Raw genomic sequence first — 15547 nt, 5'->3', positions numbered from 1 at the left:
GACCTATATATAAAGATAATAAATGCTGTATTTACTGACTTAATAAGCTTTAAATATTATTTAACGACTTATTAACTATAAAAAGGTTCAATAACTGGAGGTACCACTTAAAGCGCCAAAACCCGCTCCGATTGGAGCGGGTTTTTTATTTTCAGGCGAGGGACCGGTCAGGAACAACGAGCGAAGCGAAGTTATTCCTGTTCTTGAAGCAGGCAGTGACAGTTGGCAGTCAGCAGAAGCAGGGTTTTGGCATTTTCAGGTACGAGATCAGTCTGTAGAAATTAGCGTAGATTAAATCGGGCTTATAGTTTTGTTTAACACGAGTTTCTTAATTTCTAGTCAAATACCCCTCAAAATATACAACTAGCGGATTTGAACTACTTGGATTTGGATTCCTGATAAGTACATAAAGCCTTTCGTTTACCAAACCAAAGTTTTCAAATTCCAGTCCTTCAATTACCCTGTCAGTCCCTATTAAAACCGCCACTGGGTCCATTCTGAATATACCACTGGTGGTGGCAACAAAACTTACTTGTTCGGCCAGTCTGTTATCGTAAAGAATATCAACATAATAGGTATCTCGACCATTCGTGCCACTGGGAACAAACAATGAATTGGATAAAGTCAATTGTATCGGTGATCCTTGTAAAACTTCATCTGTAGTCCAAACTCCATTTAGATTAACAATAGTATCGCCGCTTTCACCCTGACAATCTAATCCATTGTACTCTCCATCGCCGTTAACATCCTCAGATGGGTCGTTCACTCCATTTCCGTTAGTGTCCCAGCAGTTGATCCCATCAGATCCGTTTTGTCCATCCGTGCCATCCTGACCGTCCGTACCATTTTGGCCGTTACAAACAATTTCGGAACCCTCAACCTCATCTTGATCGAGCAGACCATTTTTATTAATGTCCAATCCAAAGAATATCTCAAACCCACCATTTAGGCAGGTTGTTCCAGGGTCAATTGTCACTGCAGAAACAACAGTATTATTTCCGTCCTGACCATCCTGTCCATCTTCTCCAGCATCCCCTTTGACACCTTGGATTCCCTGGATTCCCTGGGGCCCGGGTTGACCTTGAATTATAGTCTCCTTTGTACAGGATAGGCAAATCAAAACTGTCAGAAGAAAAAGAGAAATTTGTTTCATTGTAGATTGGCTGATACGGTTACAACTTGCATAACGAGCTGAATTGTTAATTATTGCTGGGAAATTCCAATGACATTTGGAACTTGTCATTTAAAACTTATTTATACGTTATCACAGATTCAGGTCTTTTTTCTTAATTTGAGAAAGCAACAACCAACCCATGCTCCGCTTCTTCCGCCAAATCCGCCAACGCCTTTTAACTGATAACAAAATCAGCAAGTACCTGCTATATGCCATTGGAGAAATCCTGTTGGTGGTGATTGGAATATTGATCGCCTTGCAGGTGGATGACTGGACCAATAAAAAAGAATTGAAGGCCGCAGAAATACAGACCTACGCTGTCCTCTTAACTAGCTTGCGTAAGGATTCCCTAGAACTGGTGCGGATCATTGATGTTCAAACCAAAAGTCTCAACGCTCAAAACACCATTCTAAATTCAAGTGCCAAAGAACTGTTGGACGAGCATTCGAACAGGGAAATCTCGGAATTAATTTTCGATGTACACAATGGGGCATATAGTTTTTTTCCAAAGTACGGGACGTATAATTCACTGGTATCCAATAAAGGAATTGACCTTATTAGTTCGGAAAAGATTAAGTCTGATCTCATCGACTTATACGATTATTGGTGCCCCAGGTATGAAAATGTTGATGATGTAATTGACATAAAATTCCACAACGTATTATTCCCCTTTCTTCAAAGAGAAGTAGGCTTTTTTGTAAATTCTGATTTGGAACTTACAATTATTGACCCTGTTCGCTTAGAAGAATCTTATGCTGAGCTGCAACTGCAGTGCGGGAACGTAAATTTCCTAACTACGCATTCCATAATCCAATTAAAGATCATACAAGAAAAAGTTAATTGGCTTATCGATGAAATAGAGTCTCAACGCAGTAAATAGATTTATAATAAAACTATAAACCAGAAATAACCCATGCTCCGCTTCTTCCGCCAAACCCCATGACAAAACGAATTAGCCTCCTCTTTCTAATGCTAAGTTCCACCGCCTGTCTACCAAAAACGGCATAGCAAAAGGAGGCAAAGTCTTAAGTTTATAAGAGAACCCTTAAAAATGCTCCTGAGAGAGCAAATTCCACCCCGATAGCCCCGATAGTTATCGGGGGGGGGGGACCAAATCTCAGGAATCAATCATTTAGCAAACCAACTATCAGCCTAATAGGGTCCTTTAGGAATATCATTAAACCCCATTTCCTCCATTAATTGCTCCCATCGGGGATCATCGTGCAGGGGCTCGAATGGAGGTTCCACTTTCAGCCAGAACAGCTCCACTTCTTTATCCTCCCGGGCCTTGTCAAGCCACTTAAAAGCGGCATCGTGGTCTCCTGTCTGGGCATGCACCATGGCAAGGTGGAAAGAAGGACTACCTATAGGGGAGGTAGAAGCCTGTATTTGCAGTTCTCCCATCAGGGATTCATATTCCTTCAGATGTCCAAGTTTGTAGTGCGCAGCAGCCAGGTAACCCAGGATTCGGCCAGGTCTTAAATCAGGTACCTGATCAAAATACGATTGGCTTGTATTGATAACCTTCTCGTACTTTTCCAATGCATAAAAAACACGTACGGCCGTACCCTGGATGACACCGTTTTTAAACGCTTCCATGGCCATGGCTTCTTCTAAGGTCTGTATCGCAGCATCATGCATTCCGTTGAAATATTCCGCCAGGCCCTTGGCGGTCCAGGAACTTGGCTCATATGGCGATTCCCTTATGCCAGCCATTGCCCACTGATAATGTTTTTCGGGATCCTCCCCTAATGCCGGCAAAAACAAGTTCCCCCTGCCTCTTAGTTTGGGAGTTAATCCCACGCCTTTCATATACAGAGCGTAGGCATTGAGATCCTGTTCATACCAAATCTTACTGATGGCCAGGTGAAGGTAGGCCATACCATAGGTGGGTGCCTTTTTAATAACAAATTCAAATAATGCATTTGCTTTTCCGATGTTTTCGTAGAAATCATCTGGCAATTCCCCCCCGTCCCATGTATACTGGGAGATCAGATGATATCCCAAATCGACGTAAGCTGCGTAGAATGAGGAATCCAGTTCAATCGCCTTTTCGAGATATTCTCTTACAATAGCGGGTTCTGCCCCGATAACCTTACTTCCTTCATACCTGGCTTTTTGCAATAGATCCCATGCCTGTGTATTTGATGTTCGTTCGGCGGCCGGGATCCTGATCTCTGAGGGGTTAAACTCATAATTGAGTTCACGCCCAACTAAGGTGGCTACTTCGTCAATAATTTCATTTATGGATGTCATATCCTCGTCAAAATTCCTGGACCAAAGCTGGGAAAAATCATCATTTGATATTAAAGTAACAATGATTCTGACCCTATCTCCAATACGTATGACACTTCCTTCCAAATAATGTGTCAATTCGAGGTTTTCAGCAAGGCTTTCCGGGGTGGAATTGGTGCTCTCCAAATAAGCCGCCGAGGGTCCTATAACCACCCTGAGCCCTTCTATGTTTTTCAGCGAATTATTTATAACATCTACAAGTGCCGAGGCGAGCCATTCATGGTCTGACGCCGGGCTGTTATCCCTGAAGGGCATCACGGCAATAGACTTTAAAGTATTATTCGAATTTATTTGCGTATTCGGTGTCTTATCTGATTCTGACTCAGAACTCCCAAACTGGTTGAACAGCAAAAGGATAACGGCAATGGACAAAAAGCCGATTATCACCCTGTTCAGGCGCCGCCCCTTGATCTGTGATGGGGCTTTAGAGTCTGGCAAATTCTCTGTTTTCTTAAGGCCGCCGGGCGTTACATCATAAACCCAGGAAAAGACAAGATTGACCGGGAATCCCAAGGCAAGCATTATGATCAGAGCCTTCAGTACTAAAGGAGGTGTGTCAAAAGCGGGCAGGACAGACGAGGCGACTTCAATAAGTACCCAGGCCACGGCAAGGTAAGCCACGGCAGCTTTGAATACCTTCCGCCTTTTGAGTTCCTCGAAGTACTTCTTAAAGTCCATGCTGGTCTGAAGATACTAAAATCTAGTAGCTCCACGGGCTGGTTCAAGCTACAAATCAATTATTTGCTTATCCTTAAAGGATTATCAGTAAGGCTTGTTAGTAATTTTCGGATTACTTTATGGAAAGTATATTCGAAACACCAAATTCCAAAGGGGCTACCTTTTGGTATTTTATAGTTTAACACGGCTTTAGCCCTTTTTTTGTAATTTGAAGGAGCAACAACCAACCCATGCTCCGCTTTTTCCGCCAAATACGCCAACGTCTCTTGATTGATAGCAAAATCAGTAAATACCTGCTATATGCCATTGGAGAAATCCTGTTGGTGGTGATTGGAATACTGATTGCGCTGCAGGTGGACAACTGGAATGAGCAAAGGCAGGAGAGGGATCGGTTAAACAATTACCTCTTTGAGCTAAAGAACTCTTTAAAAAAAGATATAATAGACCTTAGAGGACTTGAAAACGTTAACCTTTTTAGATTCCGCAGCCTCTACTACTTAACTGAAAATATGTCCGAAATAAAATCCAAGGAAGGTGGTCGAGCTAAAACGGGGTCAAAAAGCATAAAATTTCAAATTCATGACAAGGAGTTTTATGAGAATATTAACTCTGACTCCATTTCAAATCCGACACTCATTCTTGCCCTCCTGTCTCTGCATATCGATGATGATCCAGATAATGATAGTTCGGAAATTATTCAAAGAGCCTTTGATTATTTACATTTTCAACCTCTAATGAGAACAAACTCAGAAGCATATGAGGAATTAAAGAATACCGGATATTTTTCAATGATTCAGGATACGTCATTAAGGAGTGAAATTAACCGCTATTATACCTCCTCTGAATGGTATTTCAATGATCTAAGACAATCTATTGCCCTAAAGGAGATCGAAAAATGGAGATATTATTTGATAGAACATCACGGGATCCTAACAGATGAATTGGATGCCTCATTAGATCAATTTAAAATCTTGAATGATCCACTTACCCTCCTATACATTAAAGAATTAAGTTATACTGCCGAACACCGTTCAGTGCAAGCAAGGCTGATGAAGGAAGAGGCCTGGAAACTAATCAGACTAATTAATAATAGGTTAGGCATTTAAATTGAACGTCTGCCAAGGTTCAAATAATTCCAGGGGCGTGAATATAATTTACCGATCAATCCAACTAATTCCATTATGACCATAAGGTTAAGTCTCCTCCTTCTTCTGCTATGTTCCACCGCCTGTCGTCCTACAACCACAAAGTAACAGGACACAGTCTAGGGCAAAGTAGTAAGCATAGCAGGCGGAGACACCTGCACTATGCCATTGTATACTCCTGACAGAGCAAATCCCAAGTACCACCCCGATAGCCCCGATAGTTATCGGGGGGGCCAAATTCCAAAAATCGGGTTTTGGTATTTTCAGGCGCGCAACCGGTGGGGTAATATGTATACTCTGCTCACAGGTTCAACTTAAGCCCCCCATTGACCACAAAGCCGTCAACCGGGGCGTAAATATCCCGGAATTGAGGATCACTCAAGTCTCCCGTAAAAATGGTGTCGAAAGCCGTTTGGCGGGTGTCCAGAAAATTTTCAAAATTCAGGAAAACGGAAAGGTGTTCCCCTATCCTTTTCTCGGTCATGACCCCGGTAATCCAGTAAGATTTGCCCGTTGTTCCATCATTGAGTTGCTGCGGGCTAAAATAATACGCCTCCAGTCCTATCCAGAAATTATCGTGTTTCTCGTACATCAGGACATTATTGAGCCGGTGTTTGGCCACAAGCGGGAATTCAGACGTTACCCCGTTGTAATGCTCTTTGACGTTGGCATAGGTATACCCCACAAACAGTTTCAGGTCCCTGTAGCTCCACTTCAGATTTACTTCCACACCTTGTGTATCCACGTAACCTGCTGGCTGGGTAAATTCAAAAAACCCGTTTATGGATGTAAGTTGCAACGGATCGCGGATCTGAGTGTAGTAAAAAAGCAGGTTGGAAGTCATTATAAGATCCGGGGACAGGGGCATTCTGTGATTGATGTCAAAATTTGCGCCTACCGAGCGTTCGGCACTGAGCGCCTCTGTATCCAGCGGCCTGATGTTCCAGAATTGCAAACGCTCTGCCTCTTCCGAGAATACCGTGGGCGTCTTATACCCCAAACCACCACCGAGGCGGAAGGTCCAGGTGGAGGCCGGGTTGAACATCAGGGAAAAACGAGGCAGGGGAAACCAGCCATACTGATTCTGATAATCCAGTCGAAACCCGGCTTCCAGTGTCCAAAGGGAATGCAAATTCCAGGTATTCTGCAGAAACCCTCCCAGGGTCGCATTGGAGTAACTCAAATCTTCGTCAGGATTGCCTTCAGACTGCCGGAACTGATCCGTCCACAGGTTCAGCCCGCTTATCCATTCAATTTGATCGTCCCCCCAGGAAAAATTCAGCTCGCTGAAGGATGAAAATTGATTTCCTGCAAAAACATAGTCGGGGACTGCAATGGAACGATCGTAGAAATTCAGGCTGTTCTTGAATTCCAGGCGCTTCGAATCACCCATTTTGCTGCTGAGTTGCATTTGGGTGGAAATCCGCTCCGTTTTGTTCTCTTCAAAATAGGGGTCCGCAACCGCTTCCCCTTTGGCAAATTCCAGATTGCCCCCTACCCTATTTTCAGAAATGATATTTACCCCGGCATTCAAGGTGGTTTGGTCATTAAAATAAATGAAGAGTCTGGGGTTGAGTGTAAACCGATTAAAATCAGGAATGGCCGTTAAGCCTATATCTGCAGGATCATAAGGTGTTCCCAGGTTATAAGAGGCAAATACCGTTGTCCCGACCTTTCCATTGCGCCCGGAGAAAAAGCCGCTTGCATCCAACCCGAGGGCTGAAGTTCCGTTGAGCATGAAGCTCAGTTCGGACTCTTCCCCTGGCATTTTGGTTATGAGGTTCACCAGGCCGGCAATTGCACCTCCTCCGTAAAGCGTAGAAGTAGCTCCTTTAATGACCTCAACCTGTCTGAGGTCCAGAGGGGCAATCTGCATCAGGCTGAGGCCTCCTGAAAATCCTGAATACAGCGGCATCCCATCCCTGAGGAGCTGGGTATACTTCCCATCCAATCCCTGGATCCGAATACTGGAATTGTAACTGGTAGCCGAAGTTTGCTGGGTTTGAATCCCTGTGCTCTCATTGAGGAGCATCCGGATATCGCCGGGCTTCATATTGCCCTTTTCTGACAATTCCTCCCCTGCAATGAACTCGATCCGGGTAGGGATATCTTCTATGGATCGGGTACTTCTCGTAGAGGTAACGGTTACCTGTTCCATTTCCTCAAATGTGGCGTGTAGTTCTATAACGAGCCTTCCCTGGTCGGCTACGAGGGGAAACCTGAATGAACGCTCTAGGGTTTGGTAGCCTACATAACTAAAGCGCATCGTAAACTCGCCATCGGGTATGCCATCTATAGTTATTTCACCCGATTCTCCAGTAGTTCCCCCCATTTTCAGCTCGGGTATCAGCACGGTGACTCCGAAGAGCGGATCACCCGTTTCATGGTCAATGATTTGCGCCCTGAATTCATTCTGGGCGTGTAGACCGAAAATTCCACACAGGGCCAATACTGCAAAAATAATTTTGAGTTTCATCAAAGTGTAATCTAATAAATTAATCGTTGCCAAGTTCCAGAGTTTGCGGATAAGGTCTCAAATAATCTGAGACCCCTAACTCTTCATCTCGGAGGTCTCAAATCATGATTTAGGTCGATTGTGAAACAGCTCTTGTCTACTTTGGCCCTGAGATTCACAAAGAGGTGGATCCATTTTATAAACCTATAATTTAATTAAGATGAAAAAATTAGTATTAGTACTTGGGCTTCTTTTTGCCGGCTTTCAGATGTCTGCAAAAGAAAAGGTTGAAATTCCCGCCGGGCAGTCCGTAGAACGGACCTATGAAGAATTTGCAAACTATAATGTAAAACTGGTCAACAAATCGGGAAAACAGGTCAATGTTAAAGTCCTGGACAAGAATTCACGGAAACAGGTCAGTGGATTTGGTCTGGGGCCAATGGGCAATGCGGTCTTATATGTGGCAGAAGGCAACATCCTAAAATTAAAAAACACCTCTTCCAGGGATATTTCGATCACACTGCATTTTGTAGAACGCAAACCTGCTTCCGTATCCGGAACGGATGTCGAGAGAAAAAGCTTTACCCTTCACAATTCCTCATTAAAATCCATCCCCCTGATCATTCCGGGTGTTATGAACCCGAATCTTTCACCTGTTTCAAACAGTGGCGTTTCTTTGGCATTAGGCCAGAAAATCTACTATAAAAAAGGCCTATCAAAAATCCTGATCATGACCGTGGACGAAAATATAAGCGATGGAGACAAGGTTGACATTGCCAAACTTGTCAGGAATATCAAAAAAAGATAATTAACTTGACTAATTCCTAAGTTGTCGGGGCTTTCCTTTCCAAAAAGCCCCCATCTTTGGTTTGAAACCACAAATATGTCCTTATATACCACCCCGCTGCAAATCGGATACTTTTTCAGCCTGCTGATGTGGGTCCTTTTCAATATCAGGGGTTTTAAAGAACAACGCCTCTCGGATAAACTGCTGGGGTGGATCATGTTTATCCTGGCCATGGAACTGCAGGACTACACTTTTGGTTTTGCGGGCATTAATTTCCTCTGGAACGAACTGAATGGCTTTCCCAGGGGAGTGAGCCTTTTGTTCGGACCCATGGTGTATTTCTATTTCCGGGCCCAGGTAAACCGCGCATTCAAACTTAAAGGGGAACACCTTTGGCACTTTGCCCCTTACCTGCTCTATTTTGTATATGAAATTTCCGCATTTATTCAGGGGCCTGAAGCCGTCCTGCACAGGCAGGAAGCCCTCTATAACGAGATAATGGGCTATATACTGCGTTTTGTCTTATGGTCTTCCTATATCTATTACCTGGCGAAATGCCTGGGGATTTATAAAAAATACCGCGCCTGGGCTATCCACCAGTTCAGCAATACAGAACTCATAAATTTTAAATGGTTCCGGAATTTTGTCTATGCCATGATTTTCTGGCTTTTGTTCCGGGAGGTTATGAATGTTCTGGACACCTTTATGGACCTGGATTTTTACCAGGACTGGTGGTGGAACCTTGCCCTGGTAGCTGTGGCGTTGTACATCGGGCTCACGGGTTTTGCCCAACCTCAGCCTGCGCGTATTCATTTTGTCCCGCCTACAAAACAAGCTACATCTGAAAATTTTATCGATACAGCTCAGAATGAAACTGAAAAAAAGGATCAGGAACTATCGGCCCTTGCCAAAAAGCTGAACTCCCTGATGCAGGAAGATCGCCTCTTCCTGCACCCGGACCTCGACTTGCAGGAATTGAGCCAGCACCTTCAAACCAATACCGCAAGGGTTTCGGCTACAATCAACCAGGATTTTAAGCAGAATTTCAATGACTACATCAACAGCCTGAGGATTGAGGAATTTATCCGCCTGTACCGACTCAACAACCATAAATACACCCTCCTTTCCCTCGCCTTTGACTCGGGCTTCAATTCCAAGGCTACCTTTAACAGGGCTTTTAAAAAGATCAAGGGAATGTCGCCGAAGGAATTCTTTGAAACCTACCCCAGCTGAGCCCTGAAAAAGCTTTTTAAGAATGTAAAGAAGTGTAAAGCACATCGAACAACGGGTCTATTTCCCCTTTTTTGAATGGGATCAAATCCGGGCTGTCCTGCAATACTTCCTGTTATTTTCAAACCATCCCTGCAATACTTTCCTAATGATTCTTTAACTTGTTAACAATCGAACTGTAAAAAGAATGAAGAGAGGATTAAAAATTTTCCTGATCTCGACTTCAGTAGTATTTCTGATATTCGTCCTGCTGGGGGTGGCTTTTTACAAGCGCTTTGTTGTCTATCCCCCGGATCCGGAATTTCGCGAGGCCAGGGATATGAAAGAAGCACAGCAACAGGATCTGGACTATTTGGCCCTTTACCAGAACTACGATAAAAGTCTGGATACCCCGGAAAAAAGGAACGCCTTTAATACGGTCCTCAAAGAAACTTCAGGGCAGCTGCCCCTTTCCCGGGGCGCCTTTGAAATGGCGGTGTCCCGTGCACTCGCAACTGCAGACAATGCCCACACAAACACCAGCGCAGGTGCCCGTGCCCGCAGGCTTAATGCTGTCCCCCTGAGGTTTTATTGGTTTGAAGAAGGCCTGTATATTATTCTGGCATATGAAGGCTATGAAGAATTACTGGGAAAAAGGGTTGATAGTATTAACGGATTCACGCCCGATAGCCTTCTTAAAAAATTAAAGCCCTGGTACGGGGGGCCTGCAGAGGCGCTCAAAGACAGAAGCCCTCTGTTTTTTATGTCACCCGAGGTTTTGCACGCAACAGGACTTGGTAAATCTCCGGATACTTTACATCTATACTATAAAAACAAAACGGACCTGATCCATGCAGCCATCCCCATCTCAGAGGAGGAAAAAGACGTTCCGGGATACTGGCCGGCATATTGGTTAAACCCATTTTCCAGAATAGCTGAAAGCAATTGGAAATCCTGTATAAAGCAAGGAATATCGGCTGCCCCTTTCAGTGAACTGGAAACAAATGTAAATCATAGAACCATTGGAAGTACAATGTACGTACAGGTAAATGAAAATACTGATTCTCCGGATCGCAAACTGAGGAAATACCTTCGGAATGTTCAGCGGGAAATGGAAAATGGCAATTATGACAAAGCCGTTTTGGATCTGCGCTTTAATCCCGGCGGGAATTACAGATATGTAAACCCCTTTATCGAATTTCTGGATAAAAAATTTACCGACGGGCAGCAGGTTTACCTTATTACCGGAAATGGCACTTTTTCTGCAGGGATTATTACTGCCGCGTACGCCCAAAAGATCCTGGGGGAAAAAGTTATTATTTTGGGCGAATCCGTTGGGGACCGGCTTCAGTTCTGGGCAGACGGAGGGGCTAAAATGGTCTTGCCCAATTCCAAAATCTCCTTGCGGATCTGGACCGCTTATAACGATTGGGAAAATGGATGTGAAGACCTGAGCAAATGTTTTTGGATTACTTATTTTATTGGGATAGCTGCCGGAGAATTGAGATTGGACAAAGAAATTCAATTGTATTTCAGCGATTACCAGAATGGTAAAGACACCTCCCTGGAATATATTTTAAAAAGATAAGGTTTGAATAAAAGTAGATTGTTTTCCTTTTGGAGCACGAAAATAAAAACAACCAACCATAGCTATGCAACCTATCCTGCCCTTTAATAAACGCATCCTCTACACCCTTATCGTCTTTTGCGGTACCCTGATCCACATCTTGTGGGATTATTTTCATGATGGAGTCCCAGTCCACCATCCGCTGCAACGGGCAGACCTGCCGGGGATTTCCAATTGGTGGGGCCTTATAAGCCTTCCTTTGCTCTGCTGGATTGTTTTGGTCCGCATCAACAGTAGATATAAAAGCGAAACCATCATACGGGCCATGCAGCAAAAACGGGGTATTTACACCCGCTTTGCAGCCGGCCTGCTTTTTGGCTCCGCCCTTTCCTATTTCTTCATTATAGGATCTGTAGTTCCCGGATATATGATGGCGGTCCTTTTTGTAGTCGCTTTCATCATCCCCCTTTACCTGGGGGAATACCTTATTGGCTTTGCCCTTGGAACGGCACTTACGCTGGGTGGTGTCCTTCCCGTGCTGGTGGCCTGCATCCTTGCCCCTGTTTACTGGTTGTTGCATAAAATTGCACAGGCCGTGATACGGTTTGCCGGGAACCTTAGTAAATCCTGAAGGCTTTCCGGAAACAGCAGTTCGCGCAAGCAGCCTTTCCCGACTGTAATTATTTTGTACTTTAATGATCTGACAAAACCAACCAACCAATGATCAGTTTCTTACGAAAAATCCGCCGGACGCTACTAGCGGATCAGAAATTCACCAAATATCTGCTATATGCTATCGGTGAGATTGTGCTGGTAGTGATCGGGATCCTGATTGCCCTGCAGATTAACAATAGCAACGAGGCGCGAAAGGAACGGGCTAAAGAAATTCACTACCTCTCCAACCTGAAAACAGACTTACAAACCACCATTGAAGAACTGGACCGCTATATGGAAGTTCGCAATGGCAACATCCTGGCTGCTGAACAGATTATTGAGCATATAGAGGGAAAGCCCATTGAAAATCTGGAAGATTTCAACGCTTTGGGCTTGCCTATCTACAACTGGCAAAAATTCTATCAGAACAACAATACCTTCCAGGAACTGGTCAATTCCGGGAATTTGGCGCTCATTTCCAATGATTCCATAAAGAATACCCTGCTGAATATTGAGACCCTCTACAAAAAGCTAAAAAGTGAAGAGGAGCACTACCGTTTTGACACGGAAGAACTCATTTATAAACCCTTATACAACACCATGGACCTCAACCCCATGGTCAATAATTTTTTATATCGGGTAAGCGAGGGGGCCCAGGGGAAAAGTGACCCCCTCCCGGCAGACTATTTTGACGGGTTTCTGAAGAACACTCAGATAAAGAATGGATTTTTGATGACCATCCTGGAATACGGGACTATGAATGCCCAAATGCAGGAAATGAAAGCGATGGCCGAAAAACTTATCGGCCTAATCGATCGCGAAATACAGTCCTAATCATCTTACTTTAAACATGATCCAGATTTTCCGAAAACTCCGCCAACGCCTCCTTACTGATAACAAATTCAGTAAGTATCTTCTATATGCTGTTGGGGAAATAGCCCTGGTGGTAATCGGGATCCTGATTGCCCTGCAGATCGACAACTGGAATGGGCAAAGGGTTGCGGAATACGAAACCCAAACCCTGCTGAAGGCCCTGAAGGCAGACCTTATTCAGGATACGTTGCTAATTACAGCAAATCTGCCCGAAGTGGACCATCAGCTTGCCCTTAATGAATCTTTGCGCAAGCGTGTTGCCCAAAAACGGGCCACCCCTGATACGCTGGTGAAGATCATGCGGTTTGAGTTTAACCCTAATTGGAACGACCCCGTTATTTACAACACCAATGCCTATCAAAGCCTGAATCAGACCAATTACATTGAAAACCTTCCGGATACGCTTAAGTCGCATATCAAAAATTTCTACAACCGGAAATTCCACCTCAACAATAAAGTGCTCCGATTAACGGAAGATTACCGCCAAAAAGTTGCTGACTATGTTAACCGCTATACCTTTGGCTCCACCGCCCTGCACGATCAGGGGCCCCTTATCGATTCACTGGTTTGGGACAAAATTAACCTGTCAGACCTGGCCGCCAAGTTCCAGGGAATCAGCAATTTTAAACGGATCGTCTTTCGCCTGAGCCAGGACGACCTGCAATATTCCCTTCAAAATTCAAAGTTACTGATCGAACATATTAACACCCATTTGAAATAAACCCTTACGCGCTTACAATGATTACATTATTCCGAAATATTCGACATAAGTTACTCTCCAATGGCAGCCTTCCCCGGTACCTGCTATATGCAATCGGAGAGATTGCCCTGGTGGTAATCGGGATTCTGATCGCTTTGCAGATAGATACATGGAATGATGAACGCAAGTCGCAATCTGAAGAAAAGGCGATCCTGGCCAATTTGAACCGTGAATTCATGCAAAACAAGGAAGCCCTGAATGCGGTCCTGGACCTGAACGGGAAGTCTTATGAAAGCGGCCTGAAAATTATGGAATTAATCGGCGGCCAGCCCGGGGCACTCGGGAAGGTAAACACAGACAGCCTGATCTTTAAAACAGTGGATTTCCGGCGTTTTACCCCATCTGAGAACGCCCTTTCCGACCTTATCCAATCGGGGCGGTTGCAGTTGTTGCAGAACGAAACCCTGAAAGACCTGTTGTATGACTGGTCGCGGGTATTGAAAAAGGCGGATGACAATTTTGAAGGCTACGATGACAAGGTCGAAAGGGATCTGATCCCCTACCTTACCACCCGTTACCCGTTAAAAGACATCGATATTTATGGGGAGCTGCAATGGAAAACCAAATCTTCCCTTCAAGCAGACAAGTTTGCCATTTTCGGGGAGTTGGAGTATGAAAACCTGATGGACGACTTGTTATACCGCCTGTTGGTATACCGAAATGATCTAACGGAAGCAGGGGCTATAATTGATGGGATTATTGCAGAAACCGAAGCATTATGATTTCCTTTTTCAGAAAGATTCGAAACGCGCTTATGGCACAAAAGAAATGGCAGCAATACCTCGCCTATGCCCTTGGGGAAATTATACTGGTGGTAATTGGGATCCTCCTGGCGTTGCAGTTGGATAATTGGAATGACGAGCGGATTGAACAGAAAGCCCTTAAAAGTACCTTTGGCTATGTCTTGGAAGACCTGGCCAAAGACAGTTTACAATTGACTCAGCTAAAAGAGCAAAGACAGGAGGCTGTGGACTACTGCAGTGGGTTGATCCTTAGCTATCTCAAAGGTCAGCCCTTTTCAGTAGATACCCGCAAACAGCGACTGGGCCTGGTGTTTTATGAACAAAAATTTATCCGGAACCTGGAGAGTTTTAAAAAACTGGAGGTATCTGAATTATTTGAGTCGCCCGATTTTTATTCGGTCCGGGAAAAAATCGATGCCTACAAGAAGGAAATCAATCGATTGGTATACGATGAGGAGCGACTGAATTATTTTATCGAGGAAAATGAGCGGTCTATGATAGAAGATACCTCCCTCCTGGGTATTTACGAATATTACAGGGGTATAAAGGGTTATCCTATGACTGAAAGGCTCCCAAACGAGATCAACTGGCTGGGATTGCTAAAAGGCAGCCCTGCTTTCAGGGGAATCTTACTTCGTTTTGAGGATGACGTCTATAAATTGCTGCTCCCACAATATTCGGTGGTAATCGAGAAAGGGGCGGCCCTGAAACAGGAAATAAAAAAATATCTGGATAACTCCTGAATTCAAATGCTTTAGCACGCAGGCATTTTGATAATTAGAAAAAGCTTCTGGATGTTTAACAGCACATAATAAAAGTAGATATGCAAAACAACCACATAGACTACATCGAATTCAAAGCGCTTGACCTCGAAAAGACTAAAGCCTTCTACAGCAGTGTGTTTGAATGGAAATTCACTGATTACGGCCCTGCCTATACCTCTTTTGAGGGAAGCGGGGTTGCCGGCGGCTTTGAATTATCCGAGAAACCAGTCGTAAACGGCGCCCTGATTGTCCTTTACCATGAAAATCTTAAAGCCGTAATGGACAAAGTTGAAGCCGGCGGGGGATCGATAACCAAAGACATTTTCACCTTTCCCGGGGGAAAGCGATTTCATTTTCAGGATCCCAGTGGGAATGAACTGGCCGTCTGGACCGATAAGTAGGTGATATTTTCACCTTAAACGGCAAATAAGGTAGACATATAG

At 44.3% G+C, this 15547-nt stretch carries 14 protein-coding genes; 11 read left to right on the top strand and 3 right to left on the bottom strand.

The window, feature by feature from the left end; translation table 11 throughout:
* Positions 1-328 precede the first annotated feature (328 nt).
* On the bottom strand, positions 329-1153 hold the full coding sequence (locus ACT6NU_RS08350; RefSeq protein WP_445381220.1) for a DUF7151 family protein: 825 nt from the start codon (positions 1151-1153) through the stop codon (positions 329-331).
* A gap of 160 nt (positions 1154-1313) precedes the next feature.
* On the opposite strand from ACT6NU_RS08350, the gene ACT6NU_RS08345 reads away from it, so the two are divergent.
* A complete protein-coding gene (locus tag ACT6NU_RS08345; protein WP_445381219.1) occupies positions 1314-2054 on the top strand; it encodes a DUF6090 family protein in 741 nt (246 codons plus the stop codon).
* A 272-nt stretch (positions 2055-2326) separates the two neighbouring features.
* Here ACT6NU_RS08345 and ACT6NU_RS08340 read toward each other — a convergent pair whose 3' ends face one another.
* Complete coding sequence (locus tag ACT6NU_RS08340) at positions 2327-4147, bottom strand: hypothetical protein (RefSeq protein ID WP_445381218.1); 1821 nt, start codon at positions 4145-4147, stop codon at positions 2327-2329.
* 230 nt (positions 4148-4377) lie between these two features.
* Here ACT6NU_RS08340 and ACT6NU_RS08335 point away from each other — a divergent pair, with 230 nt between their 5' ends.
* Positions 4378-5253: a DUF6090 family protein gene (locus ACT6NU_RS08335; RefSeq protein ID WP_445381217.1), complete on the top strand. Its 876-nt coding sequence runs from the start codon at positions 4378-4380 to the stop codon at positions 5251-5253.
* A 340-nt stretch (positions 5254-5593) separates the two neighbouring features.
* Here the strand turns inward: ACT6NU_RS08335 and ACT6NU_RS08330 are convergent, their stop codons facing one another.
* The gene (locus tag ACT6NU_RS08330) at positions 5594-7768 is read right to left on the bottom strand and encodes a TonB-dependent receptor (protein ID WP_445381216.1); all 2175 of its coding nucleotides are present in this window, start codon (positions 7766-7768) and stop codon (positions 5594-5596) included.
* A 199-nt stretch (positions 7769-7967) separates the two neighbouring features.
* Here ACT6NU_RS08330 and ACT6NU_RS08325 point away from each other — a divergent pair, with 199 nt between their 5' ends.
* The 9 genes from ACT6NU_RS08325 to ACT6NU_RS08285 all read left to right on the top strand — a co-directional run bounded on the left by ACT6NU_RS08325 (position 7968) and on the right by ACT6NU_RS08285 (position 15505).
* The gene (locus ACT6NU_RS08325; RefSeq protein ID WP_445381215.1) at positions 7968-8555 is read left to right on the top strand and encodes a hypothetical protein; all 588 of its coding nucleotides are present in this window, start codon (positions 7968-7970) and stop codon (positions 8553-8555) included.
* A gap of 75 nt (positions 8556-8630) precedes the next feature.
* Entirely contained in the window at positions 8631-9767 is a 1137-nt protein-coding gene (locus ACT6NU_RS08320) for a helix-turn-helix domain-containing protein (protein ID WP_445381214.1), read from the top strand.
* A gap of 184 nt (positions 9768-9951) precedes the next feature.
* Positions 9952-11331, top strand: a complete 1380-nt coding sequence (locus ACT6NU_RS08315) for a S41 family peptidase (RefSeq protein ID WP_445381213.1) — start codon at positions 9952-9954, stop codon at positions 11329-11331.
* Between the two features lie 64 nt (positions 11332-11395).
* Positions 11396-11941, top strand: coding sequence for a hypothetical protein (locus tag ACT6NU_RS08310; protein ID WP_445381212.1), 546 nt, complete (start codon positions 11396-11398; stop codon positions 11939-11941).
* An 89-nt stretch (positions 11942-12030) separates the two neighbouring features.
* Entirely contained in the window at positions 12031-12798 is a 768-nt protein-coding gene (locus tag ACT6NU_RS08305; RefSeq protein WP_445381211.1) for a DUF6090 family protein, read from the top strand.
* Between the two features lie 16 nt (positions 12799-12814).
* Complete coding sequence (locus tag ACT6NU_RS08300) at positions 12815-13558, top strand: DUF6090 family protein (protein ID WP_445381210.1); 744 nt, start codon at positions 12815-12817, stop codon at positions 13556-13558.
* Between the two features lie 17 nt (positions 13559-13575).
* Complete coding sequence (locus ACT6NU_RS08295; protein WP_445381209.1) at positions 13576-14319, top strand: DUF6090 family protein; 744 nt, start codon at positions 13576-13578, stop codon at positions 14317-14319.
* Positions 14316-15083: a DUF6090 family protein gene (locus ACT6NU_RS08290; RefSeq protein ID WP_445381208.1), complete on the top strand. Its 768-nt coding sequence runs from the start codon at positions 14316-14318 to the stop codon at positions 15081-15083. The genes ACT6NU_RS08295 and ACT6NU_RS08290 overlap by 4 nt, the downstream gene beginning before the upstream one ends.
* An 80-nt stretch (positions 15084-15163) precedes the next feature.
* Entirely contained in the window at positions 15164-15505 is a 342-nt protein-coding gene (locus ACT6NU_RS08285) for a VOC family protein (RefSeq protein WP_445381207.1), read from the top strand.
* Positions 15506-15547 lie beyond the last annotated feature (42 nt).

The sequence above is a fragment of the Robiginitalea rubriflava genome (genome assembly GCF_052540725.1).
This window is presented reverse-complemented; position numbering and strand designations above follow the sequence as displayed.